This is a genomic window from Corynebacterium sp. UBA2622, from assembly GCF_002339505.1.
GTDB lineage: Bacteria > Actinomycetota > Actinomycetes > Mycobacteriales > Mycobacteriaceae > Corynebacterium.
The window spans coordinates 199,656-225,232 of record NZ_DDJO01000002.1; the positions used below are offsets into that span (position 1 = coordinate 199,656).

At 68.2% G+C, this 25,577-nt stretch carries 24 protein-coding genes, 1 tRNA gene and 2 pseudogenes; 16 read left to right on the forward strand and 11 right to left on the reverse strand.

What is annotated here, in order from left to right; all coding sequences use genetic code 11:
* The first annotated feature begins 266 nt into the window (after positions 1-266).
* The 6 genes from B3611_RS01515 to B3611_RS01540 all read left to right on the forward strand — a co-directional run bounded on the left by B3611_RS01515 (position 267) and on the right by B3611_RS01540 (position 6,613).
* Complete coding sequence (locus tag B3611_RS01515) at positions 267-1,403, forward strand: alpha/beta hydrolase (RefSeq protein ID WP_291313314.1); 1,137 nt, start codon at positions 267-269, stop codon at positions 1,401-1,403.
* 124 nt (positions 1,404-1,527) lie between these two features.
* Positions 1,528-2,781, forward strand: coding sequence for a M1 family metallopeptidase (locus B3611_RS01520; RefSeq protein WP_291313315.1), 1,254 nt, complete (start codon positions 1,528-1,530; stop codon positions 2,779-2,781).
* Positions 2,778-3,992, forward strand: a complete 1,215-nt coding sequence (locus tag B3611_RS01525) for a hypothetical protein (protein ID WP_291313316.1) — start codon at positions 2,778-2,780, stop codon at positions 3,990-3,992. Before B3611_RS01520 ends, B3611_RS01525 begins: the two co-directional genes overlap by 4 nt.
* A gap of 9 nt (positions 3,993-4,001) precedes the next feature.
* Positions 4,002-4,988, forward strand: coding sequence for a dTDP-glucose 4,6-dehydratase (gene rfbB / locus B3611_RS01530; protein WP_291313317.1), 987 nt, complete (start codon positions 4,002-4,004; stop codon positions 4,986-4,988).
* Entirely contained in the window at positions 4,989-6,329 is a 1,341-nt protein-coding gene (locus B3611_RS01535) for a sugar nucleotide-binding protein (RefSeq protein WP_291313318.1), read from the forward strand.
* 35 nt (positions 6,330-6,364) lie between these two features.
* Complete coding sequence (locus tag B3611_RS01540) at positions 6,365-6,613, forward strand: hypothetical protein (RefSeq protein WP_291313319.1); 249 nt, start codon at positions 6,365-6,367, stop codon at positions 6,611-6,613.
* Here the strand turns inward: B3611_RS01540 and B3611_RS01545 are convergent.
* From B3611_RS01545 to B3611_RS10165, 3 genes and pseudogenes are all read right to left on the reverse strand, one after another.
* On the reverse strand, positions 6,594-7,571 hold the full coding sequence (locus B3611_RS01545) for a diacylglycerol kinase (RefSeq protein WP_291313320.1): 978 nt from the start codon (positions 7,569-7,571) through the stop codon (positions 6,594-6,596). The genes B3611_RS01540 and B3611_RS01545 overlap by 20 nt on opposite strands.
* The gene (locus B3611_RS01550; protein WP_414646278.1) at positions 7,568-8,626 is read right to left on the reverse strand and encodes an FAD-binding oxidoreductase; all 1,059 of its coding nucleotides are present in this window, start codon (positions 8,624-8,626) and stop codon (positions 7,568-7,570) included. Before B3611_RS01550 ends, B3611_RS01545 begins: the two co-directional genes overlap by 4 nt.
* A 95-nt stretch (positions 8,627-8,721) precedes the next feature.
* Positions 8,722-9,213, reverse strand: a pseudogene (locus B3611_RS10165) (FAD-binding oxidoreductase); the annotation flags it as partial.
* A 72-nt stretch (positions 9,214-9,285) separates the two neighbouring features.
* On the opposite strand from B3611_RS10165, the gene B3611_RS01555 reads away from it, so the two are divergent.
* From B3611_RS01555 to B3611_RS01575, 5 genes are read left to right on the forward strand one after another with little or no spacing between them, the layout of a single operon-like run.
* A complete protein-coding gene (locus B3611_RS01555) occupies positions 9,286-10,716 on the forward strand; it encodes a glycerol-3-phosphate dehydrogenase/oxidase (protein ID WP_291313345.1) in 1,431 nt (476 codons plus the stop codon).
* 9 nt (positions 10,717-10,725) lie between these two features.
* Positions 10,726-11,589, forward strand: a complete 864-nt coding sequence (rfbA, locus tag B3611_RS01560; RefSeq protein ID WP_291313321.1) for a glucose-1-phosphate thymidylyltransferase RfbA — start codon at positions 10,726-10,728, stop codon at positions 11,587-11,589.
* 32 nt (positions 11,590-11,621) lie between these two features.
* Positions 11,622-12,419 (forward strand): glycosyltransferase, encoded by a 798-nt coding sequence (locus B3611_RS01565; RefSeq protein WP_291313322.1) that lies wholly within the window; start codon positions 11,622-11,624, stop codon positions 12,417-12,419.
* Positions 12,420-12,432: 13 nt separating this feature from the next.
* Positions 12,433-13,131, forward strand: a complete 699-nt coding sequence (locus B3611_RS01570; protein WP_291313323.1) for a glycosyltransferase family 2 protein — start codon at positions 12,433-12,435, stop codon at positions 13,129-13,131.
* A complete protein-coding gene (locus B3611_RS01575; RefSeq protein ID WP_291313324.1) occupies positions 13,128-13,463 on the forward strand; it encodes a DUF2304 domain-containing protein in 336 nt (111 codons plus the stop codon). The genes B3611_RS01570 and B3611_RS01575 overlap by 4 nt, the downstream gene beginning before the upstream one ends.
* Before the next feature lie 26 nt (positions 13,464-13,489).
* On the opposite strand, the gene B3611_RS01580 is transcribed toward B3611_RS01575, so the two are convergent.
* The 3 genes from B3611_RS01580 to B3611_RS01590 are packed head-to-tail and all read right to left on the reverse strand — an operon-like array spanning position 13,490 to position 16,094.
* A complete protein-coding gene (locus tag B3611_RS01580) occupies positions 13,490-14,116 on the reverse strand; it encodes an MBL fold metallo-hydrolase (RefSeq protein WP_291313325.1) in 627 nt (208 codons plus the stop codon).
* 2 nt (positions 14,117-14,118) lie between these two features.
* On the reverse strand, positions 14,119-15,216 hold the full coding sequence (locus B3611_RS01585) for an S-(hydroxymethyl)mycothiol dehydrogenase (RefSeq protein ID WP_291313326.1): 1,098 nt from the start codon (positions 15,214-15,216) through the stop codon (positions 14,119-14,121).
* Positions 15,217-15,245: 29 nt separating this feature from the next.
* Positions 15,246-16,094 carry a GDSL-type esterase/lipase family protein gene (locus B3611_RS01590; protein WP_291313327.1) on the reverse strand — a complete coding sequence of 283 codons (849 nt, stop codon included), beginning with the start codon at positions 16,092-16,094 and terminating at the stop codon, positions 15,246-15,248.
* A gap of 258 nt (positions 16,095-16,352) precedes the next feature.
* Between B3611_RS01590 and B3611_RS01595 the strand changes: the two genes are divergently transcribed.
* Entirely contained in the window at positions 16,353-18,020 is a 1,668-nt protein-coding gene (locus B3611_RS01595) for an AMP-binding protein (RefSeq protein ID WP_291313328.1), read from the forward strand.
* Positions 18,021-18,084: 64 nt separating this feature from the next.
* The gene (locus B3611_RS01600; protein ID WP_291313329.1) at positions 18,085-18,537 is read left to right on the forward strand and encodes a DUF4442 domain-containing protein; all 453 of its coding nucleotides are present in this window, start codon (positions 18,085-18,087) and stop codon (positions 18,535-18,537) included.
* An 18-nt stretch (positions 18,538-18,555) separates the two neighbouring features.
* Here the strand turns inward: B3611_RS01600 and B3611_RS01605 are convergent, their stop codons facing one another.
* Both B3611_RS01605 and B3611_RS01610 read right to left on the reverse strand, forming a co-directional pair.
* Entirely contained in the window at positions 18,556-19,257 is a 702-nt protein-coding gene (locus B3611_RS01605) for a metal-dependent transcriptional regulator (protein WP_291313330.1), read from the reverse strand.
* Positions 19,258-19,352: 95 nt separating this feature from the next.
* Positions 19,353-20,597, reverse strand: coding sequence for an Nramp family divalent metal transporter (locus tag B3611_RS01610; protein ID WP_291313331.1), 1,245 nt, complete (start codon positions 20,595-20,597; stop codon positions 19,353-19,355).
* Positions 20,598-20,737: 140 nt separating this feature from the next.
* Between B3611_RS01610 and B3611_RS01615 the strand changes: the two genes are divergently transcribed.
* Entirely contained in the window at positions 20,738-21,142 is a 405-nt protein-coding gene (locus B3611_RS01615; RefSeq protein WP_291313332.1) for a hypothetical protein, read from the forward strand.
* A gap of 9 nt (positions 21,143-21,151) precedes the next feature.
* Complete coding sequence (locus tag B3611_RS01620) at positions 21,152-22,315, forward strand: cation:proton antiporter (RefSeq protein ID WP_291313333.1); 1,164 nt, start codon at positions 21,152-21,154, stop codon at positions 22,313-22,315.
* A 44-nt stretch (positions 22,316-22,359) separates the two neighbouring features.
* On the opposite strand, the gene B3611_RS01625 is transcribed toward B3611_RS01620, so the two are convergent.
* Both B3611_RS01625 and B3611_RS01630 read right to left on the reverse strand, forming a co-directional pair.
* Positions 22,360-22,432 (reverse strand) — tRNA-Thr (locus tag B3611_RS01625).
* A gap of 74 nt (positions 22,433-22,506) precedes the next feature.
* Entirely contained in the window at positions 22,507-23,706 is a 1,200-nt protein-coding gene (locus B3611_RS01630) for a DNA polymerase III subunit delta' (protein WP_291313334.1), read from the reverse strand.
* A gap of 57 nt (positions 23,707-23,763) precedes the next feature.
* Here B3611_RS01630 and B3611_RS01635 point away from each other — a divergent pair, with 57 nt between their 5' ends.
* A complete protein-coding gene (locus B3611_RS01635; RefSeq protein ID WP_291313335.1) occupies positions 23,764-25,290 on the forward strand; it encodes an adenylate/guanylate cyclase domain-containing protein in 1,527 nt (508 codons plus the stop codon).
* Between the two features lie 58 nt (positions 25,291-25,348).
* On the opposite strand, the pseudogene B3611_RS01640 reads toward B3611_RS01635, so the two are convergent.
* A pseudogene (locus tag B3611_RS01640) lies at positions 25,349-25,577 on the reverse strand (hypothetical protein); the annotation flags it as partial.

The window sequence follows — 25,577 nt, forward strand, 5'->3', positions numbered from 1 at the left end:
TGGATGGATTCGATCAGGTTCATGGGGGTCCTTTTCTTCGGGGCTGGATGGAGGTGGATGGCCAGGGCGCACCCGCCCGCGCAACAATGGGTAGGTCGGGAGATCCCGGCCAATTGTTACACAGCAAATCTAATCACTTCAGTAACAATTTTCACAGCAGTAACAATAAAGTTCTTGTCCGGGGTCGTGCCGAGTGAACTTTTCGGTTACATTGACCTAGATTGATTTCAACTGAAAACCTCATAGCAAAAGGATGTACCCGCCTGATGAGCATCAAACGTTCGGTCGTCGCAGCAGCCGCGGCCATCTCCATCGCCCTCGGTGCCGCGCCGGCCGCCCCCGCCATGGCGCAGGAGAACCAGCAGAACAGCGCCCAGGTGGGCGTCGTCAAGCAGTGGGACGCGAAGAAGGAACCGACTTTAGTGGTTGGTTCCGAGCGCCCGCAGTCCTGGATTGAGCAGGTCGACAACAAAAGCGTCCTGGCGTTCAAGGTCTTCTCCCCCTCGATGAACCGCGACATCCCCGTCGCGGTCATCCCCGCGACCGACGAGCAGGGCAACCACGTCGCAAACGCTCCGACCATCTACCTGCTCAACGGTGCCGGCGGCGCCGAGCAGGATGCGGACTGGCTCACCAAGTTCGGCACCCGCGACTTCTTCAGTGGCAAGGGCGTTAACGTGGTCATCCCCCAGGCCGGCGCCTTCTCCTACTACACCGACTGGGTCCGCGATGACGTGCAGTCCATGTACATCAACGGCCCCCAGAAGTGGGAGACCTTCCTGACCAAGGAGCTGCCCGGCCCGATCGAGAAGACCCTGGGCGCGGACGACCGCCGCGCCATCGTCGGCTTCTCGATGTCGGGCACCTCCTCCCTTGTCCTGCCGACCCACAATCCAGGCTTCTACAAGGCCGCCGCATCCTTCTCCGGCTGCGCCGCCACCGCGTCGCCCCAGGGTTATAACTTTGCTCGCCTGACGGTGGACCGAGCCTCGGGCCGTACCGATTTCCGCACCGTCACCCCCGAAATGATGTGGGGCCCGATGGGTGGGCCGTACAACGGCTGGAACGATGCGCTCGCCAACGCAGAGCAACTGCGCGGCACGGAGCTTTACATATCCTCCGGCACCGGTCTCGCCTCCGAGACCGACATGGTGGGTTACTTCATCGGCCAGGGTGCTCCGGCTCCCCTCGCCTCCGCTGGCGCAGCGCAGGTACAGGTCGAGGGCGGCGTCATCGAGGCAGCCGTCAACCAGTGCACCCACGACCTGAGCGCCAAGCTGGACACCCTGGGTATCCCCGCCCACCGCGAGTTCCGCAACACTGGCACCCACTCCTGGCCCTCCTGGCGCGAGGACATCCAGAAATCCTGGGACGTCACCATCAAGCCCGCATTTGGCATGTAAGTCCCTGCGTTCTTCAGGGCCCGCCCCGGCCACAGTTCGGAGTGGGCCCTTTTTGCGTACCCGTGACCACCGCTCGAGCTTCCCCGGTCCGGGCCTTGTCGCCCCCCGCGCTAGACTGTTCCGGGTGAAATCCCACAGGTTGCGCTCCACCCCGGTCCCCGGTACCCGAGACGAGTACACGGGGGTCGACTTCAACCTGGGGTTCCATGTCACGCACTACCACCTCGACATGGACTACAAGGTGGGCCCGAACCGCCTGGACGCCACGGCCACCCTCACCCTGACAAACTGGCGCGACCTGCCGCACATGACCCTGGACCTGCAGGAGAACATGGCGGTGCGCCGTGTCACGGCCACCGGCGGCATTCGGGTTTCCCGCTTCCGCCAGTCCGGCGGCAAGCTGCGCATCACATTCGCCGAGCCCGTCGCCGTGGACACCGAGTTCCGGCTCTCCATCCGGTACACGGGAAACCCATCGACGAGACGCACCGCATGGGGCGCGCTCGGCTGGGAGGAATTGACCAACGGGGCCCTGGTGGCCAACCAGCCCAACGGCGCACCCACCTGGTTCCCCTGTGATGACACCCCGGACGAGAAGGCGACCTACACCTTCAACGTCCGCGCGGACCAGGGGTACACGGCCGTCACGAACTTCACTGCCAAACCGATGGCCACCTACCTCGCCACTGTCCAGGTTGGCCAGTACACCCGCCACCGAATCGGTGCGGACACCTTCGCCTGGCTTCCAGCCGGAACCCACCCGAAGGACCTGGCCAAGCAACAGGACATGCTCGAATTCTTCCGCGGCGTTTTCGGCCCCTACCCCTTTGAGCGCTACGAGGTGGTGGTCACCGAGGACCCGCTCGAGATCCCCCTGGAGGCCCAGGGCATGGCCATCTACGGCCGCAACCACCTGACGGGGAACGAGCGCCTTATTGCCCACGAGCTCGCGCACCAGTGGTTCGGCAATTCCCTGGGCGTGGCCCAGTGGAACGACATCTGGCTCAACGAAGGTTTCGCCTGCTACGCGGAGTGGCTCTGGGCCGACCACACCGGAACCCCGATCGACCGCCTGGTGCGCGAGCACTACGCCCGCCTCGCCCCGCAGAGCTTCACCCTGGGAGACCCGGGACCGAGGAACATGTTCGACGACCGCGTCTACAAGCGCGGGGCCATCACGCTCCACGCTTTACGACGCCTCATCGGCGACGAGGGTTTTTTCAGCGGCGTGCGGGAGTACGTAGCGAAGAACGCCCACGGCATCGTCGAGCCCTTCGACCTCGCCAACGCCCTCATCCCCCACGCGGAACGCGCCGATGACGTGCGCGACGTGATGGACGCCTGGCTCAACCATCCCGAACTTCCGGAGTGCCCGTGAGACACCTCTCCTACGCCACCATCTTCGCCGCCCTGTCGGGCTTCATCGTCCTCTGGGTAGCGCAGTGGGCCTTGGACGCGGACACGGACTACCGCTACTTCACCGCCTTCTGGGGGCTCTTCTTCGCCACGGCGGGAATGATCGACGGCCTCACGCACGAGACCACGCGCGCCGTTGCGGGTGCGCGGGAGACCGGCCACACCGGAAACGCCAACCCGTGGCGTTTCGGCGGGTGGGTCGCCGCGGTTGTTGTCGTGCTGGGGTTGCTTTGCGGGTGGTTACTCATGCCACGCGTTATCCCTTCCTCACCTGTATTGGCAACGGGACTGCTCGTCATGGGCCTCTCGAGCTACATATTCCAGGCTCTGTTGTCCGGCGCCCTAAGCGGAAACCGCCAATGGGGGTCGTACGCCGCCCTGATCGCGGCAGATTCGGGCATCAGGCTGGCGCTGGCGTTGGTGGCTTGGCGGGCGGGCTGGGGAATTCCCGCCTTTTTGGGCATTACTGTCGTCGGTGCGTTTTCGTGGGTAGTTTTCATCGTTGCAAATACCGGTGCTCCCGTCGACGTAAATGAGAGGGAATTCTTGCGCCGCGCCTGTTCAGCGATGGTTGCGTCGGGCGCATCTGCCGCCCTCATCACGGGTTTCCCAACTGCGGCGAATGCGGCATTTCCGCTTTCGGAAGGGGCAGCGGTGTCTGCTCTCATCAACGCGGTCATCCTCACCCGGGCGCCCGTACTGGTTCCCCTGCAGCGGTTCCAGTCGGCGCTCGTCGTCCGCTTCGTGGAGCAGCGCCACCGGGTCTTCTCTGCCCTGGCGGCGCCCATCGCCGCCGTGCTGGGCATCGGAGCGGTCGGCTTCCTCGCCGCGTGGCTCATCGGGCCGTGGATCCTGCGCCTCGCCTTCAAACCGGAGATGTTCGTCCCCGGCCTCACCCTCGGTGCCCTGACGTTGGCGTCGGCGTTCATGGGGTCCCTCATGATCACCGGGATCGCGGTGCTGGCCCAGGAAAAACACGCCTGGTACGTCTCGGGGTGGGTCATCGCCTCCGTCGTCTCCTTCACCCTCATGTTCGTCCTCCCCTTCGGCGTCGCCCCGACCGTGTGCATCGCGCTGTTCGCGGGGCCCATCGCCGGCTCGGTGGTGCACGCCGTGGGGCTGACCCGGCCCGTCACCGCGGCGGCGGATCCGCGCGACGTTCCGGCCGTATAGTTGGGCACCATGGGAGCAATGCTGGTCACCGGCGGTGCCGGGTTCATCGGGTCGAACTTCGTCCGCCTGGCGCGCGGGCGCACGGATGAACGGATCATCGTTCTTGACGCGCTGACCTACGCGGGCAACCGAGCGAATCTCGAGGGCCTCGACGTCGAGTTCGTGCGCGGCAGCGTGACGGACGCCCCGCTCGTCGACGAGCTGGTGGCTCGCTGCGGCACGGTGGTGCATTTCGCGGCGGAGTCCCACAACGACAACTCCCTGGCGGATCCCTCCCCTTTCGTGCAGACGAACGTGGTGGGCACCTTCACCCTGCTCGAGGCGGTGCGCGCCCACGGGGCGCGGCTGCACCACGTGTCCACCGACGAGGTGTTCGGGGATCTGCCGCTGGGGGGATCGGAGCGCTTCACGGAGTCGACGGCGTACAACCCGTCGAGCCCGTACTCGGCGACGAAGGCCGGTTCCGACCATCTCGTGCGGGCGTGGATCCGCAGCTTCGGCATCAACGCGACGATCTCGAACTGCTCGAACAATTACGGGCCGTACCAGCACATCGAGAAGTTCATTCCCCGCCAGATCACCAACCTGATCGACGGGCGTCCCGCCAAGATCTACGGCTCAGGGGCGCAGGTGCGCGACTGGATCCACGTGGACGACCACAACGATGCCGTGCTGGCAATCCTGGACCGCGGCAAAAGTGGGGAGACCTACAACATTGGCGCCGGCAACGACCACACCACGAACAAGCAGGTCACTGAGATGATCTGCGAGCTAATGGGCGGCACCTACGAGCACGTGGCGGACCGCCCGGGCCACGACCAACGCTACGCGATGGACCCCGCGAAGATCACCGCCGAGCTCGGCTGGCAGCCCCGCTACACCGGCAGCCTGCGCGACGGGCTGAGAAAAACCATCGCGTGGTACACCGACAACGAGAGCTGGTGGCGGGGCGCGAAGGAAGACGTCGAGAAGCGATACGCAGAAAGCGGGCAGTAGATGCAGACCCCCACGCAGACACCGATCGAGGGGCTCACCGTCCACTCCCTCGCGGTGCACCGCGACAACCGCGGCTGGTTCAAGGAGAACTGGGCCGGGCAGGGCCTGACCCCGGTGCAGAACAACGTCAGCTTCAACGCCTCGCGCGGGGCGACGCGCGGCATGCACGCCGAGCCGTGGGACAAGTGGGTGTCCGTGGCGGCGGGGCGCGTCTACGGGGCGTGGGTGGACATGCGCGAGGGCTCCCCGACCTTCGGGGAGCGTTTCGGCGTGGAGATCGGCCCGGAGGCGGCCGTGTTCGTGCCCCGCGGGGTGGCCAACGGCTTCCAGGCCCTCGAGGACGCGACCAGCTACATCTACCTGGTCAACGAGCGCTACAACCCGGACGGGGCCTACGCGTTCTGCTCCTACCGGGAGATTGAGTGGCCGCTGGAGCCCACGGAGCTTTCCGCGGCGGACCAGACCCACCCCATGCTTGCCGACGCCACGCCCGTCCCGCCCCGGAAGATCCTGGTCACCGGCGCGAACGGCCAGCTCGGCCGCGCGCTCCGGGGTGTCTACTCCGATGCGGAGGCGGACTTCTTCGGCCGCGCCGAGCTCAACATCACCGATGCCGCGGCGATCCGGGCGCTGGACTGGTCGGGCTACCACGCGATCATCAACTGCGCCGCGTACAACGATGTCAACGGTGCCGAGACGGACAGGGCGGCGGCGTGGCGTGTCAACGCCTCCGCCGTTGCCGACCTGGCGCGGGTGGCCGACGAGCATGAGCTCACCCTCGTCCACGTCTCCAGCGATTACATCTTCGACGGCACACGCGAGGTGCACACGGAGGACGAGATGCCCTCGCCCCTGTCGGCCTACGGCGCGTCGAAGGCCGCCGGGGACACGGCGGCCCAGGTGGCGCGCAGGCATTACGTGGTGCGCACCTCCTGGGTCTTCGGTGAGGGGGCGAATTTCATGGAAGCCATGGCCGGCCTGTGCGAGCGCGGCGTCAAACCCAGCGTGATCATGGACCAGCGTGGCCGGCCCACCCACGCCGACGACCTGGCCCGCGGCATCGCCCACCTACTGGGCACGCACGCCGAGTACGGGGTGTACAACATCACCTCCGACGGTGACGTGGCGGGCCGCGACGAGATCGCCATGGCCGTGTTCATCGGCCTCGGGGGCGATCCCGCCGACATCCGGCCCGTGACAACTAAGCAGTACGCGCAGATCGCCGGGCCCGAGGCGCCGCGGCCGAGGGAGTCCACGCTGAGCCTGGACAAGATCAGGGCCGCCGGGTTCCAGCCCACCAACTGGCGCGCGGCGCTGGCGCTCTACCTGGCGCTGCGGTAGGGCCAAGCCGTCGGCGGCGCAGGTAGGATGCTGCCATGAACTCCACCCTTGCCCGGGCGAAGAACGCCCTCATCACCTTCCCCCAGGCGTATGCGCCGGGGCTGGCCGGTGCGGTAGTCCGCAGGCTCACCGGGGGGAAGAAGGACAGCGCCACCCGTAAGGCCCCCGCCGGGGAAGGGCAGCTTGAACGCTACGCCCCCGGGGGTGACGGCCGCGTCAACGGAATCCGGGCCGCCCAAGCGGCGGCCGCGGCGGTGCCGCCAACTACCGGCCGCGAGGCGTGAAGTACATCCCTGCCCCGGGAACTGCCTCGATTTCAGCGGGCAACGGGCCGACGGGGTCGCCGTCCGCGTAGGCGTTGATCCCCGGCATCGCGATGCGCACCCGCGGGCTGCGATACATCGATATGGCATCGTCGGACACGAGCGTGCCCGCCATGATGCGGCGGAACTGCCCCAGCGCCCGGATCCGGCCGATGTCCCCCATCACCGTGAGGTCCAATAACCCGTCGGCGTGGTCCGCACCAGGGCAGATTTTCATCCCACCCCCATAGGTGCGGGTGTTACCCACCGCACACAACATGGTGCGCGCCTGCACCACCCGCTCGCCGGGGGAGCCCGCGTCCAGGACGAGGGTGGTCTCCTGCGCCCGGAAGTTGATCACCTCGGCCGCAATGGCCAGGTTGTAGCGGGCCTTGCCCGTGGGCCAGCGCATGCGGTTGGTGCGGTCCGAGACGAGGGAGTCGAAGCCCGCGCAGGCGATGGTGCCGAACCACTGCTCCCCCACGGGAGGGGGCAGCTCCCGGGCGGTGATGTCCGTTCCCGCCGGGTACGTGCGCACCCGGCCGAGGTCCGTGGCGGTCCACCTGCCGGCCGCCACCACCTCGGCGGCCCTGGCCGGGTCGGTGGGGATGCCATACTCCCGGGCGTGGTCGTTTCCCGTTCCCGCCGGGATGATCCCGAGCGGGGTTCCCGTTGCCGCCTGAGCCTGAAGGGCGAGGGCGATGAGACCGTCCCCGCCTGCGACGACGAGGGCGTCGATGCGCTCGTCCGCGATCATCGCCTCGGCAAGCTTCTCCGAGGTCCGCGCGTCCGGCCCCTGGATACCCACCACGTCCACACCGAGCTGGTTGAAACGCTGCTTGGCCACGTCCGCGATGTCGCTCGCGCGCCCCTTGCCCGCGGCCGGGTTGGTCAACAGGGCGACGCGCGAGACGTCCAGGGTTCCGGTGGGCGGTCTCATGGCAGATCGAACGTCTTCCCCGGGTTCATGATCCCGGCCGGGTCCACCTGCCGCTTCACCGCGCGGAGGATGTCGATGCCCATCCGGCCAATCTCCCGGTCCATCCATGGCAGGTGGTCGGTGCCCACCGCGTGGTGGTGGGTGATGGTCGCCCGCGTCGAGGCCATCGCCTCCGTGGCCGCGGCTTTGGCCCTGCTCCAGCGCGCCCGGGGTTCGGGCCCCGCGTCGGCTACGACGGTGAAGTAGAGGGAGCAGCCCTCAGCGTAGACGTGCGAGACGTGGCACATGATGAGCGCGGGGGATCCGTCGGCGACCAGCTCGCGTGACAACGCGGCGGTGACGGCCTTCTTCACCGCGGGCACGTTCGACCAGTCGGTGGCCGTCTCCAGGGTTTCGCAGAGGGCGCCGGCGTCAATGAGCGAATCCCGCAGCACCGGCGCCCCGAAACGCCCGCGCTCCCATTCCCGGGCGGGTCCTTCGCCGAGCGATGTCCCACCGTGGGCGAGCATGAGCGCCCGCGTCTCGGCGCGTCGCGACTCGGCGTGCACGGCCGTCCCCTCGAAAAGCGTCAGCGCGAGACAGCCGGTGTGCTCCTCTTCACCGCGGCCGCCGATGTTGTCGGTGGAGGTGAGGTTGACACTGGACTCGATCTCGTCGGACAGGCGCAGGACCGTCGGGCCCGCGCCCGCCTGCTCGACGGCGCGCAGCGCGGCCACCCCCTCGGCGAACGTCGGAAAGCTGAACGCCTCGTAGAGCTTGGCCGCGGGGATCGGGTGCACACGGAGTCGCACGCGGGTGATGATTCCGAAGGTGCCCTCGGAGCCGAGGAAGAGCTCCTTGAGCGCGGGGCCCGCGGCCGTGGCGGGGGCGGCCTGGCCGACCTCGATGACACCCGTCGGCGTGACCACCGTCATGGCGCGCACCATCTCGTCAAAGCGTCCGTACCCGGCGGAATTCTGCCCGGAGCTTCGCGTGGCCGCGAAGCCGCCAATGGTGGCGTACGGGAAGGACTGGGGGAAGTGGCCGAGCTGCAGACCCTCCTCCGCCAGGAGCATCTCGGCGTGGGGGNNGGGGCGGGGGGGCGGGGCGGCCCCGCGCCGAGGGTGGCCAGCCCCGAAACGTGGTCGACATCTTCCAGCTGGTCAAAGCGCGCCACATCCACGCTGATCACGGCGCGGTGCGCACCCCGCAGCGGCGTCAGCCCACCCACCACGGACGTGCCGCCGCCGAAGGGGACCACCGCAACGGACTGCTCCGAGGCCCACCGCAGAACGGCGAGCACCTCCTCCTCCGTCGCCGGGGCCACCACGGCATCCGGGGCGTCGATGGCGGTGGTTTCCGGGTCCTCGCGCCAGTCGATCAGGTCGAGGTAGCTCTTCCCGCGGGCGCGCGGCATGCGCTGTGCGTCGGCGGTGGAGACGTAGCCCTCACCCACGATCCCCCTCAGTGCGGCCACGTCCGCGTCACTCACGCGCGGCGCGGTGAGGCGAATTTGGGAGGCGTCGCGCCGGGGCAACGGGGTGCTCACCGCGAGAAGTTTCTGGAGCATCGACCGGATCTTGTCGGACAGGGGCTTCGCCTCGTCGGCCGTTCCCCACAGGTTGAACTGCATGGGCGGGGTCGGTAGGGTGCGCTCGTTCATAGTGGGGAGTCTACGCAGTGACTACCCTGGGCAGGCATGAATCGCATCGCCAGTGCCACCCAGCTCGCCAACATGACCAGGGGCGACGGTTTCAGCTACGAACGCGCCGCCCTCTCGCCCGCTGCGCGGGAGAAGGTGCTGGCCAAGCTCGCGGCGGGGGCACGTTACGACGTCGTCGTGATCGGCGCGGGCGTCACGGGGGCGGGGGTCGCCCTCGACGCCGCCACCCGGGGGCTGTCCGTGCTTCTGGTGGAGAAGCACGACCTGGCCTTCGGTACATCCCGGTGGTCCTCGAAGCTGGCCCACGGGGGGCTGCGGTACCTGGCCAGCGGGAACGTGGGCATTGCGCGACGCAGCGCCCGCGAACGCGGCATCCTCATGGAGGTCACCGCGCCGCACCTGACGCGCGCCCTGGGTCAGGTGGTGCCCGTGATGAGGAGCTTCTCCGCCGCCAACAACGTGCTGCCGCGTCTCGGCTTCCTCGCCGGCGACGCGCTGCGCATAGCCGCGGGCACCCGCGGCACGACCCTGCCGCGCTCGCGCACCATTTCGGCGGACCGGGTCGCCGAGCTCTGCCCGGCGGTGGACCGCGGCAGCGTCCTCTTCGGCTACCTCAACTACGACGGGCAACTGCGGGACGACGCCGCCCTCGTCACCGCGCTGGCGCGCACCGCCGCCGGGTTCGGGGCGGACGTGCTCACCCACTGCGGTTGCGTGGGCGTCGACAAGCAGCACGTCAGGCTCGAGGGCGGGCTGGGAGTGGGGGCCGGGAACGTGGTCAACGCGACGGGTGTGTGGGCCGGCGATCTCGACGAGCGTGTCACCGTCACCCCCTCGCGCGGAACCCACCTGGTGGTGGACGCCTCCATCCTGGGCAACCCCACCGGCGCGCTGACAGTTCCCGTGCCCGGCGCGGTCAACCGCTTCTGCTTCATCCTGCCCACCCAGCTCGGACGCTGTTACATCGGGTTGACCGATGAACCCGCCCCGATGGAGGACGAGCCCACCGCGCCCGACTCGGACGTGGAGTGGATCCTCGACGTGGTCAACCAGGCACTGAAGGTGAAGCTCACGCGCGCGGACGTGCTGGGGACCTTCGCGGGCCTGCGCCCCCTGGTCACCCTGGAGGGGCGGGCAGACAAGGAGACGGCGGACCTTTCCCGCGAGCACGTCATCCTCCGCGACGGCCCCCTGATCACCGTCACAGGCGGCAAGCTCACCGAGTACCGACTCATGGCCGAGCAGACCGTCGACCTGCTCACCGATGACCCCTGCGTCACAGCGTCCACCCCGCTGATCGGTGCCCCCGCCCGCCCGGAGGATCCGGCCGCCGCCGGGGAGGACCGGTTCGCATTCGCCGTGAGCCACGAGGGTGCGCGCACCGTGTCGGACATCCTGGACCGCCGCACCCGCATCGGGCTCGTCCCGTCCGAGCGCGCCGAGGCCGAGCCGCGCGCCCGCGAGGCGCTGCGCGCCGCGGGGCTGGAGCCGCGGGACCAGTAGGCTGAACCCGTGAAGGGAATCATTCTGGCCGGCGGGTCGGGCACCAGGCTCTACCCCATCACCAAGGGCATCTCGAAGCAGCTCATGCCCATCTACGACAAGCCGATGATCTACTACCCGCTGACCACCCTGATCAGCGCGGGAATCCGGGAGATCCTCATCATCACCACCCCCAAGGACGCGGACGCTTTCCGACGCCTCCTCGGCGACGGCTCCCAGTTCGGCGTCATGCTGGATTACGCGGTGCAGCCCTCCCCGGACGGCCTGGCCCAGGCCTTCCTCATCGGGGAGGACTTCATCGGTGACGATTCCGTGGCACTCGTCCTGGGTGACAACATCTTCGAGGGTGCCGAGCTCAGCCGCGTGCTCGGGGAGACGCGCGATGTCGAGGGCGGTGCGATCTTCGCGTATGAGGTGTCCGACCCGCAGCGCTACGGCGTGGTGGACTTCGACCCGGACGGGACCGTCACCTCCATCGAGGAGAAACCGGCCGAGCCGAAGTCGAACTACGCCGTGGTGGGCCTGTACTTCTACGACAACTCCGTCGTCGACATCGCCCGGGGTATCACCCCCAGCCGACGGGGCGAGCTGGAGATCACCAGCGTCAACGAGGCCTACCTGCGCCAGGGCCTCCTGCGGGTGCACCGCCTGCCGCGCGGTGATGTCTGGCTGGACACCGGGACAATCGACTCGATGTCGGAGGCCAGCGCCTACGTCGAGGTGATGCAGAAACGCACCGGCACCGTCATCGGCTCACCGGAAGTTGCCGCCTACCGGGAGGGTTTCATCTCCCGCGAGGCGTTGACGGCCTTGGGGGAGGCCACGCTGAAATCGGGGTACGGGCGCTACCTCCTTGAGGCCGTCCGCGACTGAGCAAACTCTTTAGTGGCGCTAGTATCAGGTCCGTGCATAAACTTGTTGCTCTTGTAACCGCCTATCACCGTACATCGGGCGGGGAACTCGAATTATGCCTACAATCGCTAGCCGATCAGACTCGACCCGCTGATGAGATTGTGGTGGTATTTGACGGTCCGGTATCCCCCGAAGTGCGGGCGGTTGCGGAGCACCATCAGGTGAGACTCGTGGAGCTGGAAATGAATTTGGGCTCAGGGCTCGCCTCGCAAGCAGGTATGGATTCGATAGATGCGGAATACGTAGCACGATTGGATAGCGATGACGCCGCAAAACCGGACCGTTTCGCCATTCAGCTGGATTTCTTGGAACGGCATCCCCATATTGGCGCCGTAGGCACCGCGGTGGAAGAATTTTCCCAAAACCCGGGCGACGGCGGGAAAATCCGCTGTCTTCCGGGGAATCCCGAAAAATACGCGAGAATTAATTCTCCCATTAATAATCCCTCGGTGATGTTGAGAACCCGGGCTGTTCGGGAGTCGGGCGGTTACAGGAACATTCACTTTATGGAGGATTATGATCTCTACGCCCGGATGATTGCCCATGGATGGAGCCTTCAAAATCTCCCACAGGCTCTGACGTTTTTTCGGGTCAATCCAGCCCAGTTCGAACGGCGCACTGGGCGTGAGATGTTTGCCGCCGAGCGGAAAATGCAAGCCAATCTTGTCGAATACGGTTTGATTGGGCCCTGGAGGGCTAAAGCAAACTTAGCCCTGCGGACGGCCTATCGTCTGCTACCTCCAGCTCTCCTGACTCGCGCGTACTCCAAACTCTTCCACCGCAGGGGGTAACCTGAACCCAGACATGGACGCGAAACAGGATTACCTCGACACCTGGCTGGTCATCCCCTGTTACAACGAGGGGCAAGTGATCCAGTCCGTCATTGAGCACGCCCGCGAAACGTTCCCGAACATCGTGGCGGTCAACGACGGCTCCAAGGACAATTCCGCCGACGCAATCCACGCGGCGGGGGCGCATCTGGTGAACCACCCCGTCAACCTCGGCCAGGGGGCCGCCATCCAGACGGGTGTGGAGTACGCCCGCTCCCAGCCGGGAGCGCGCTACTTCGCCACCTTCGATGCCGACGGCCAGCACCAGGTCAAGGATGTCGTGAAGATGGTCGACCGCGTGCGCACGGAGCCCCTCGACATCGTCGTGGGGACCCGGTTTGCCGGCCAGGAGAACACCCAGGTGCCCTGGATCAAGCGGTTCGTGCTGAAGACCGTGGTCCTGCTCTCCCCGCGCACCCGGCGGCTGGGGCTAACAGACGCCCACAACGGCCTCCGGGTCTTCAACAAAAAGGTGGCCGACGAGATGGACATCCGCATGAACGGTATGTCCCACGCCTCGGAAATCGTCGCCATGATCGACTCCCACCCCTGGCGCGTGGCCGAGGAACCCGTCGATGTCCTCTACACGGAGTACTCGATGAGCAAGGGGCAGTCGCTGATTAACGGCGTGAACATTCTGGCCGACGCCATTGTTGCGAGGAGGCTTCCGTGATCCAGGTTCTACTCATCCTTGCGGCGGTGCTCCTCGCCGTGTACTTCTTCACCAACCGTCGCAAGGCCAACGCGAAGGCGTGGGTGAAGATCGGCTTCGTCGGCCTCATCCTCGCCGCCGGGTGGGCGATCCTCCGCCCCGACGACGTCACTGTGTTGGCGAACTGGCTGGGCGTGGACCGCGGCACCGATCTCATGCTCTACGTGCTCATCATGGTGTTCTTCTTCACCACCCTGTCCACGTGGACGCGCTTCCGGGAGCAGGAGCTGCGCTACGCCCGCCTGGCGCGCGCCGTGGCGTTGCAGAACGCGGTCCTACCCGACAGGAACTAGCGCCCCCGTGGAGGTGCTTCAGGGCCCTAGTGCCCCCGGCGGATCCACTCCTCCAGGTGGGGCGCTTCCTCCCCGATGGTGGTGTGGTCGCCGTGCCCGGTGCGCACCGTCGTGTGCGCCGGTAGATCCAGCACCCGCTTCTGCAGGGACTCGATGATGGTGTCGAAGGACGAGTAGGACCGCCCCGTCGCCCCCGGCCCGCCCTGGAAGAGGGTGTCGCCGGAAAAGAGCTCGTCCGCCTCGGGAACGTGGAGCACCACGGAGCCGGGCGAGTGCCCCGGGGTGGAAAGGACCTTCATGTCGGTCCCGGCAATGTGGAAGACGTGGCCGTCCTCCATCGGCTCGTAGGGGCTGTCCGGGTTCTCGTCCGCCCAGAGCATGTGGTCCCCGGGGTGGAGGTAGACGGGGGCGTCGACAAGCGTGCTCAGCTCGGGGGCGGCGTCGACGTGATCGTTGTGGCCGTGTGTGGCGATGATGCCCCTGACCCTGCGATCCCCCACCGCCCGGGCGATGGCGCGGGCGTCGTGGGCGGCGTCGATGATGTACACCTCCCGCTCGTCTCCGACGATCCAGACGTTGTTGTCCACGTCCCATTCACCGCCGTCGAGGCGGAACACTCCGGAGGTGACGACGTTGTCGATGGAGAAAGCCATGGTCAGAACTCCACCACGCTTCGCAGCACGTCGCCGCGCTTCATCTTCCGGAAGGCCGACTCCACGTCCCCGATTCCGATGCGCTCGGAGACGAACTCGCCGAGCGGGAAGCGGCCCTGCAGGTGCAGGTCCACGTAGGCGGGAAAGTCCCGCTCGGGCAGGCAGTCGCCGTACCAGGCGGGCTTGATGGATCCGCCACGGCCGTAAACGTCGATGGCCGGGATGTCGATGTGGTCGGTCATGTTGGGCACTCCGACCATGACCATGCGCCCGGCGAAATCGCGCGAGTAGAAGGCCTGGCGCCAGGTGGGCTGGATGCCCACGGCGTCGATGGCGACATCCACCCCGAAGCCGTCTGTCAGCCCTCGCACGGCGTCGATGACCTCCTCCTCCCCCATGTCGCGGGAGGCGATGGAGTGGGTGGCACCGAAGGTGGCCTCGGCGGCCTCGCACTTCCGCTTGTCGACGTCCACCGCGATGATCGTCGAGGCACCCGCGAGCTTCGCGCCCGCCACGGCGGCGAGGCCGACTCCCCCGAGACCGAAGACGGCGACGGACTCGCCGTAGGTGACGGCACCGGTGTTCACGGCTGCCCCGAGGCCTGCCATGATGCCGCACCCGAGCAGACCGGCGGCGGCGGGATCCTCGTCCGGGTTGACCCTGGTGCACTGCTTCTCGTGCACGAGGGTCTTCTCGGCGAAGGAGCCGATCCCGAGAGCCGCGGTGAGCGGCGTGCCGTCGCCGAGCGTCATGGACCGGGAGGCGTTGTGCGTGTTGAAACAGTTCTTCGTGTCCCCCCGGCGGCAAGCGCGGCACTCGCCACACACGGCGCGCCAGTTGAGGACGACGAAGTCACCGGGGCGGACGTGGGTGACGGCCTCACCGACGCGTTCGACGGTGCCGGCCGACTCGTGGCCGAGGAGGAAGGGGAAGTCGTCGGCGATGTCACCGTCGCGGTAGGCGAGGTCGGTGTGGCACACCCCGGTGGCCTGCACCTTCACCACGACGTCGTTGGGGCCCGGGTCGGGGATGCGGATTGTTGCAACCTCGACCGGGGCCCCTTTTTCGCGGGCAATGACTGCGGAAACTGTTTCACTCATGTGCCCGAGGGTAGTGGAGTTCCCCGACTCTACGAAGCGGCGATCACGTTGCCCACGTGCTCGTGGCCGCGCTGGTTGACGTGGATCGGAAGGTTGCCTGCTCCGCCGTAGAAATCAACCAGGCCGGCCCACATGCGCTGGCTGTCGGGCGCGCACATGTTGTTTCCCTCGGTGGAGGGCTTGAGGTCCAGGAATTCCGCACCCGTGGCGTTGGCCGCGTCAACCTGCATCCACTGGGCCTGGTTCTCCCACTTCTGCACCTGCGGGAAGGGGGTCCAGTCCGAGGCGTTCGGGGCGACGTGGAAGAGGCAGACGCGGTCACCGGCGGTGATCTTGGGGTAGCCGACGAACTGGATGCGGGCGTTCGGGGCGGCGGCGCGGATCCGGTCGATCTGGGGGCGCATGTAGTTGACGAAGTCGCGGCGCACGTCGGCGTCGGGGCGCGAATCGTTGTTGTACGTATCGTTGAAGCCGGTCGAGATGATCACGCGCGCCGTGCCGGGGTTCAGGCCGCCGTCGCGCAGCGCCCGATCGACCTGGGAGAACAGCTGCGGCCCCTGGGAGATGGTCGTGGTGCCCGTGCAGGAGTAATCCCACGGCTGGAGGCCCAGCTTGGCGGCCGCCTGGCGGCCCCAGTTGGTGGGGCTCTGCGGGCACCAGACGTTAACGTTGGAGGGCCCGCGCGGGTCCAACCCGAGCTTGCCGGCCGCCCACTGGGGGGCGTTGGGGTCGGCGATGACGGAGTCGCCGAAGATGACCATGTTGCGGTCCTGCGCGTCGGCGGAGGGGGCCGCGAAGAACGAAGCGGCGGCCAGTGCAACCGCGCTGACGGCCGCGGCCTTGCGGCGCAGGCGGGTAACGGTCCGGGAAACGGTCATGGTCTTGGTCCTCTTGTTGCTTTCTCTCAGACAGCCGATTGGCAGCGGACAGCCAGAAGTGTCCAAAGGTTTGTTGCACAGTTTGTCACACGCGACGACGTTCGGCCACAGCAAGCGAGCCGATATTGCGCCACTTACGTCACATTAGTACCATCAGTAACTCTGGTTGACAAAACGAAATGATTTTCCTCGTCGAAACGATCTACCCGTGATGCCCCTCCCCCATCCCCGCGTGTCCGCCGCGGAGTAAGGAACCCCATGCCGCCTTTGAACCCCCTGCAGCGTGCGGCCTTTACCGCGTCCTCCCTGGCCAAGTTCGTCGCCGCGGTCAGCCGAGCCGGCATCCTCAGCCCCGAGGGCAACCCGAAGTCCGCCGTCTCGCTCGCCCCGACCCTGGCGCGCTACCGCTTCACCACCGCCCGCGAGGTCGAGCAGGCCGTCCACACCGCCCCGGAGCGCACCGCCCTGATCGACGATGACGGGGTGCTGACCTACCGCCAGCTCGCGGACCAGTGCACCACCGTCGCCCGGTGGCTGCTGAAGCTGAGGGACGACCGCGGCCTGGACGCGCTGCGCATCGGCGTGATGGCGCGCAACGGACGGGGCATCATCATCCCCATGACAGCGAAGGGTTATGCCGGGGCCGAGCTCTTCCTTCTCAACGTCGGGTCCTCCCCCGAGCAGCTCGAGGGGATCATCGCGGAGAACCGGATCAACGTCCTCTTCCTCGACGACGAGTTCGCCGACCGCATCCCGGAGGGCTTGGAGGGGGTCACCGTGATCTGGGCGCACACCTCCCGCGAGCACGGCGACGAGACAACGACGCGCGGGATCATCCTGGCGGGCACCGCCGGCCTGCCCTCCCTCCCGGTCTTCCCGCGGCACGGCAACATCGTGCTCATGTCCTCAGGCACCTCGGGTATTCCGAAGGGCATCCTGCGACCCGAGCCGAAGCTCCCGTTCGTGGTGGGCGGCTACCTGGAGACGGTACCGTGGCGCGTCGGCATGACAGTGCAGATCACCGCCTCAATGTTCCACACCTGGGGCTGGTCGGCCGTCAACATCGCCTTCGCCACCCGCAACACCGTGGTCACCCAGCGCATCTTCGACCCGGAGAACGTCTTCCGCCAGATCCAGAACTTCCGCTGCGACGGCCTTTTGTCCTCACCCATCTTCTTCAAGCAGATGCTGGACCTCCCCGACAACGCGAAGTGGGACGCCTCCACGCTGAAATTCATCGCCTCCGCGGGCAACGCCCTGACCCCGCTCCTCGTCGAGCGCACACACCGGCGCTTCGGCGCCATCCTGGCCAACTACTACGGCTCCACGGAGCTTGCGCTGGCCGCGTGCGCGGACGCCGAAATGATCGCGAAACACCCGACCGTCGCGGGGAAGATTCCCCCGGGCACGATCCTCCGGCTCTACGACGACGACGGCAACGAAGTGCCCCAGGGCGAGGTCGGGCGGATCTTCCTCAACAACGAGACCGCGTTGTCCGGTTACTCCAACCCCGAGACGGAGATCGTCACCATTGACGGCCTCGTGGAGATCGGCGACCTCGGGTTCTTCGACGAGCACGGCCACCTGCACGTCCTCTCCCGCAACGACGACATGATCATCGTCGGCGGGGAGAACGTCCACCCGCAGTCCGTCACAGAGGTGCTCGAGCGCATGCCCGGCATCGACGAGCTGCACGCGGGCGGCGTCGACGACGAGGAGACGTTCAAGCGCGTCGCCGTGTGGGTCGTGCGCAGCGACGACGAACCGGGCCGTGCCCTGACGGCGGACGCCATCCGCGAATGGGTGCGCGAGAAGCTGGCCGACCACTCCATTCCCCGCGACGTCAACTTCATCGACCGCCTCCCCCGCAACGCGACGGGGAAGGTGGCTGCCCGCCACCTCCCGCCCTCGACGCGGGAGGACTGACGGGCCCGCCTGTGGCGTGCGTCACGTAGGATCGCTACGGAAACGTACCCTTCGAGGAGGCCCAATGAAATTCACCCCCGCGCTCCTGCGCCGCTACATGTTCCTCTGGCCGCCGTTCCTGGGCGCCGGGATCCGCGTCAAGGAGTTCGCCGACGACGGTTCCCGGGTCGTCGTCACGCACAAGCTGAACAAGCTGAACCAGAACGCCGTGGGCACCGTCTTCGGCGGCACCATCATGGCGATGACGGATCCCTTCTTCATGCTCGCCTCCATGGCCCGGCTCGGCCGGGACTACGCGGTGTGGGACGTGGCGGGCGAGGTGAAGTTCCTCAAACCCGGCAAGGGCCGCATCACGGCCACCATGGAGATCCCGGACGAGACCTACGACCTCATCCGCGAAAAGACCGCCGGCGGGGAGAAGTACCTCCACTGGTTCGAAACGGACGTGCGCAACGAGGACGGCGAGGTCGTCGCCCACGTGCGGCGCCAGGTGTACTACCGACTGAAGAAGCGCTAGACGCCTGACGACGCCCCGTCAGCGCCGCACCGGGCGCAGGTGGACCGCCCCCGCGAGACCCTCCCCCACCACGACGGGTGTTCCGCCGTCGGGTTCGAGCGTGACCGTTCCGGCCACCGCCTCCCGCCCCGCCAGGCGGACGCGGGCCCCGGGGGTGAGCCCCCGCCTGGCGCAGAAGACCAGGAGGTCGGGGTCGCCGTCGGAAAGCCTCGCGACCTCGTACTCACCTTCGCCAGCCTCACCCAGGGGGATGAGTCCGGGCTGCGCGTCCACGCTCCCGTCCGCCCGCGGGATCGGGTCGCCGTGCGGGTCGGTGCCGGGGCGACCGAGTTTGGCGTCGATGCGCTCGAGCAGCCGCTCGGAGACCCAGTGTTCCAGGGCCTCGGCCTCGTCGTGCACCTCGTCCCAGGAGTAACCGAGCTCGGCGACGAGGAAGGTCTCCAGCAGCCGGTGGCGGCGCACGACCCGCACGGCCGCCTCGCGCCCGGCATCCGTGAGGCGCACGGGCCGGTACGGGCGGTGGTCGACCAGACCGCGCGCGCCGAGGCGTTTGACCATGTCGGAGACCGAGGCCGGGGTGGTGCCCAGCACCCGGGCGAGCTCGGATGTGCTCACCCCGCCGGCACCCCACTCCGTGGCCTTGTAGATCTCCTTGAGGTGGTCCTCCGCCGCCACGCTGAGCGTGGAACCCTCGGCATCGTCCCGTCCGCGCGCGGCCATGGCACCGTCCTCTCCTCTCGGTCCCGCCCGGCGCGCCCGCCCCGCGGGAACGCCGCTTTCCCAGCCAGGGTACAGGCGCGCGGCGGTAGCGGGGCCTAACCTCCCGCCAGCGTAATCCCGATGAGCACCACGTTGAGGAGCGTGACCACCACCGCCACGACCCACCCGGCGGCGGCGACCCACGGCCGGTTGACGAATCCGCCCATCAGGCCGCGGTCCGAGGTGAGCCGGACGAGCGGGACGAGGGCGAACGGGATGCCGAAGCTGAGCACCACCTGGCTGAGAACCAGCGCCGGGGTGGGTTCCACGCCGGCGGCAAGCAGGATCAGAGCCGGGATGAGGGTGAGGCCGCGCCGCGCCAGCATGGGCATGCGGATGCGCAGCAGGCCGCTCATCACCGCCTCCCCGGCGTAGCAACCCACCGAACTCGACGCGAGGCCCGACGCCAGCAGCCCCACGCCGAACAGCACCCCGACAACGGGGCCGAAGGCTGCCGCGACGGCGGCGTGGGCACCCTCGATCGAGTCGGTGCCCGTCACGCCCTGCAGCCCCGCGGCGGCGAGGAGGAGCATGGCGATGTTGACCGAGCCGGCCACGACGAGGGCGAGCACCACGTCAATGCGGTGGGCGCGCAGGAGACGACCCACCGCGGGTGCGTCATGGCCGGTGCCGTGGCGGTCGCGGGAAAGGCTGGAGTGCAGGTAGATGGCGTGCGGCATCACGGTGGCACCCAGCATGCCGGTGGCGAGCAGAAGGGAGGACTGCCCCTGCAGGCGCGGAACAATCCCGGCGGCGGTGGCCTGCCAATCGACGTGCGCGACGGCCAGGCCGGAGACGAACCCGATGGTGATGACGAACAGGAACAGCTCCACCACGTGCTCGAAGGCCCGCTGGCCGCGGCGGTTACGCACGGCCAGCAGCAACAGGGAAACGACACCGGTGAGCAGACCCCCGGGGAGCAGCGGCAGCCCGAAGAGAATGTGGAGGGCCAAGGCGCCGCCGACGGCCTCCGCGATGTCGGTGGCCACGGCGACGAGTTCCGCCTGCGCCCAGTACGCCAGGCGCGCCCGGCGCCCGAGCCGCTCTCCGAGCAGCTCCGGGAGGCTGCGGCCGGTGACCAGGCCGAGCTTGCCGGAGAGGTACTGCACGAGTACCGCCATGAGGTTGGCCGCGACGAGAACCCAGACGAGCAGGTAGCCGTACTCCGCACCCGCCGACAGGTTGGCCGCCACGTTGCCCGGGTCGACGTAGGCGATGGAGGCAACGAAGGCCGGTCCGAGGAGGGCGAGCAGGCCGCGGCGAGCGCCGGTTCCCTTTTTCGCCGCCCCCGCCGTTGCCATGCGCGCTCCCCTCCGTGTCTCCCAATGAATTTTAGACATGCCTAACTTAAAATTCAGATGAACTGAAGTCAAGTACCTTTGCTCTTTCCCAGGAAACGCCCCGTGTTGGCCGGCGCGCCGCAGGCGTAGGCTCTACGGCCATGCCCGGCACCACGAAACCCGCCGCAGTCCGCTGGAAGGACGCCCCGGAGGAGCACGACTACCCGGCGGCCGCCTCCTACCTCTCCCTGGTCGCCCCCGCACAGCTCGTCGACTCCACCGTCGCGGCCCTGCGCGAGGCCCCCATCACCCTGCACAAGGCCAAGGACGTCCTGCGCGCCGCGCAGCTGCCCCTTCTGCCGGCCGACAACGAGCACGTCGCACGCGACCTGGACAAGATCGCCAAGGGGCGCGACTTGAGCCCCGTGCTCATCGTCCGCGGCGACCTCGCACGCGGACTGCCCGCCCAGATCGCCGACGGTTACCACCGCGTGTGTGCGAGCTACCACACCGATGAGAACGTGGACGTCCCCGCCCGGATCGTCGACCACCCCGCCGCCGGCTAGGGCCCGACCGTGAACTTCGCGCAGCTTTCCCTGATCTGCCTGGTCGCGCTGCTAGGGCCGGCGCTCGCGCTGTCGCGCGCGGCGCGCGTGCCCGTCGTGATAGGCGAACTGCTCGTCGGCCTCGTCCTGGGCGCGACGGGGTTCCGCGTCCTCGACTCGGCCGACCCCACATTCGGCTTCCTCGCCGAAATCGGTTTCGCCCTGGTGATGTTCATCGCGGGCAGCCACGTCCCCGTCCGCGACCCCGCGCTGCGCACCGGGGCGGCCAAGGGTGTCGCCCGCGCCCTGGGGGTTGCGGCGCTGTCCGTCCCCCTCGCCATGGTGGCGGCCCACGTCTTCCACACCCCGCACGCTGCGCTCTACGCGGTCCTGATGGCCAGCTCCTCGGCGTCGCTGGTCATGCCGGCGCTCGACGGCGCCCCGCTGTCGGGGCGATCGATGGTGTCGATGCTCCCCCAGCTCGCCCTCGCCGACGCGGCCAGCATCGTCGCCCTGCCCTTCGTCATCGACCCGGCCCACGTGGTGCGCGCCTCCCTCGGCGCCGCTGCGGTTCTCGCGGCGGCGGTGGCCGTCTACTTCTTCCTCAACTACACGGAGTCCCACGGCTACCGCAGGCGCGTGCACCGCGTCTCGGAGGACCGCGGCCTCGCCATCGAGCTGCGGCTCAGCCTGGCCATTCTCTTCGGCCTGGCCGCGCTGGCGCAGCTCACGCACGTCTCGGTGATGCTGGCGGGCTTCTCGTTCGGCATCGCGGTGGCGGCTATCGGCACACCCCGCAGGCTGGCCAAGCAGGTCTTCGCCCTCTCGGAGGGCTTCTTCGCCCCGATCTTCTTCGTCTGGCTGGGCGCCTCGCTCAACCTGCGTGACCTCGTCACACACCCGGGCGCCGTTCTCCTCGGCCTCACCCTCGGCGGCTGCGCCCTGCTGGCACACGGGCTCATGGCGCTCACCCGCCAGCCCCTGCCGGTGGCCCTGACCACCGCGGCCCAGCTCGGGGTCCCGGTGGCGGCGGCGACCACCGGCACGCAGCTGCACCTCCTCGCCCCCGGTGAGGACACCGCCATCCTGCTTGGCGCCCTGGTGACCATCGCGGCCACCACGCTGCTCTCCGGCCCGCTGGCACGCATCGCGGAGCGTGAGGCCGCTGACACCGCAGAGGCGCCCCGGGCATGAGAAATCCCCCGGGCGGCCAGCACGTTGCCCAGGGGTTTTAGTTGAGCCACCTGCGAGAATCGAACTCGCGACCTTCTCATTACGAGTGAGATGCTCTACCGACTGAGCTAAGGTGGCCGGACGCGCCGCGAGCGCAGCGCATTCCGCGCCATAGATTACCGCAGCCGCCGCTTTTCCGTTAAACCCGCTGGTTACTTCACGTTGCAGGCTTTGCGGATCCGCCCGATCATCCCGTTGAACGCGATGGTCGGCTGGACGTTCTGGTCCAGGCTCTCGCGGCATTTCCCGATCGCGTCCTGGCACGCCACCAGCCCCTCCAGGCTCACCCGCCCGGCTATCTCCGCGCTCAACCCCTCGAAGTCCGGGTGCGTCAGGGCCACTCCGGCCCCGCTCCTGATCACCATCGCGTCGCGGTACACGCCGGCGAGGTCCACCAGGGTCAGATCGAGCACGTCACGGTTGCGCCGGGTGCCGCGCTTCTTCTGGCGGGTCTCCAGCTCGCTTATCGACGCCTCACTTCCCCTCAGGGCCTTGGCCGCACCCTTCCCCTTTGCACCGACGCCCAGGGACTGCGCCAACGCGTCGCGCTCACGCTGGTCCTCCGCGGCGTAGGCCGAGACGGATTCCTTCTTCGCCGCCGCGATGAGCGTGCCCACGGCCTGGAAAGCCTGGTCGCCGTGGAAGACCAGCTCCGCCAGGTTGATGGCCTGGGCGCGGCGGGCCTGCACGTCCCGGTTCTTCACCAGGAGGCGGGCGCGGCCGATGTGGCGCAGGGAGGTGGCGGCGGCGAGTTGGGCGTCGTTAAGCGATGCCCCCTCCTCCTCCGTGAGGATGCGGACGATCTCCCCGGAGGAGGGCGCGGGGATGTAAAGGTGGCGGCAGCGCGAGCGCAGGGTCTGGGAGAAGTCCTCGGGGTCGGTCGAGGGTGCCGAGAGGATGATGACGGTCCTGGCCGGTGGCTCCTCCACCGTCTTGAGGAAGGCGTCGGCGGCCTGCTCGGTGAAGCGGTCGGCGTCGTCGATGATGATGACGCGCCAGTCCGCCACCGTGGGCAGGCGGGCGGCCTGGTGGACGATGTCGCGCATTGCCTCGACGTGGATCGCGAGCTCCTTGGGCACCACGTGAACGATGTCGGTGTGGGAGTCCGCAAAGGCGTCGAGGCAGCTCTTGCACCGCCCGCAGCCGATCTCGTCGGGGTCGGTGCACACGAGCGCGGCGGCGAAGGCGACCGCCGTGGTGGAACGTCCGGCGCCCGGGGGGCCGGTGAAGAGCCAGGAATGGGTCATCGCCCGCGGGTCGCCGATACCGCGGGCGGCGGCGGCCGCAGCCATGATCGTGTCGCGCACGCGCGGGGTGTCGGCGAGCCTCTCGCTCACGCTCCTGTACGTCACACCAGACAGACTACTTGTTCGCCCGCGGCGGGAACCATCCCATTAGAGTGGGTGACCATGGACAGAATCTGGCGCGGCGTGAAGTGGCTGTGGGGAACCTCGTGGCCCCTCTACGCCGCCACGGTTCTGGGAACGAACGTCTTCGGTGCGATCGCCATCATGGCCTTCATCCGCTACCTCATCCCGGTGCCCGAAGTGGAAACGCTCTCCCTCGCCGACAACGGGATGGGCTTTGTCGGGGTCGCCTACTTCATCTTCGCCGTGGTCATCGGCGTGGTGGTCACCTTCCTGCTGTTCCGCCCCGTGCTGGACTGGCAGCGCAACCCCGAGCGCCACGACCCGAACATGGTGCGCAACCGGGTGATGCGCCTCCCGGCGCTGCAGACCGGTGTCGTGGTGGTGGTGTGGCTGATCGGCATCGCCATCGCCGGGTTCACCGCCTCGCGCGCGGGATCGCGGCTCACCATCGTGGTGGTGATCTCCACCCTCATGGCCTGCATGGTTGCGGCCATCCTCACCTACGTCCAGGCAGCCCGTCTCGTGCGCCCGATCGCCGCCAGCGCCCTGGCCCGGCGCTTCGAGGACTCCACCCTGGAGCCGCCCATTGCCCGCCGGCTCTTCTTCACCTGGTTCACCACCACCGGATTCCCCCTGGCGGGCATGCTCCTCCTGTTCTGGGGACAGCGCCGCGGTTTCTTCTCCGACGCCCCGGGCGACCTCATGCCCGCCGTCGCCGCGCTGGCGGTGACGGCGCTGGTCACCGGGGTCGTCGGCACCACCTTCGCCATCATGAGCGTGGTCGACCCGATCAAGGAGCTCCAGGCCGCCATCAACCGGGTGCGCCGCGGCGAATCCGACACGCAGGTGGACATCTACGACGGCTCCGAGATCGGCGTGCTGCAGGCCGGCTTCAACGAGATGATGCGCGGGCTCAACGAGCGCCAGCGCGTCCGCGACATCTTCGGCCGCTACGTGGGCATCGAGGTCGCACAGAAGGCCCTCGAGGAAAAACCCGAGCTCGGCGGGGAGGACCGCAAGGTCGCCGTCGTTTTCGTCGATGTGATCGGCTCCACCACCTTCGCCGTGGACCACACACCGGAGGAGGTGGTGCAGGCCCTCAACGACTTCTTCGAGATCGTCGTCGAGGTCGTCCACCGCAACAAGGGCGTGATCAACAAGTTCGAGGGGGACGCGGCTCTCGCGGTCTTCGGCGCGCCCATCGCGCTTCACGACGCCACCTCCCACGCCCTCCAAGCCGCCCGCGAACTGCGCGAGGAGATGCTCGGGCTGCAGCTGCAGGCGGGTGTCGGTGTCGCGTCCGGCCACGTCGTCGCCGGGCACATCGGCGGCTCCGACCGCTTCGAGTACACCGTCATCGGCGACGCGGTCAACGCCGCCGCCCGGCTCACCGAGCTGGCCAAGGACACCCCCGGCCAGGTGCTCACCAACGCCGCGACGCTGAAGGCGGCCAACGAGGTGGAGCAGCAGCGGTGGACGCTGATGAAGTCCATTGAGCTGCGCGGGCGGAACAAGATGACCCAGCTCGCCCGGCCGGTGCGCTCCACGCTGGCGGACAGGTACTGAGGCGCGGGTGCTGACGCCCGGGTCGTGATGCCCGGGCCTCACATGAGCGCCGGCCGGGTCAGCGGCGGAGCCCGTCAGCCAGCAGCAGCTGGCCCACGCCCGCCGCGGCGGGCGTGAGGGCGGCCAGGAACCCGCTGCGTGGCTGCGAATTTGCCAGCAAACGGAGCCCCTCCGCCGCGAAGGCGAGGTTCGCACCGTGGCTGATCCCCTCGCGCGCCACCGCACCACCGCGCAGGGCCGGGTCATTAGCCAGCGCCGTGGTCGCGGAGAGCGCGAGCCCGCCAGCC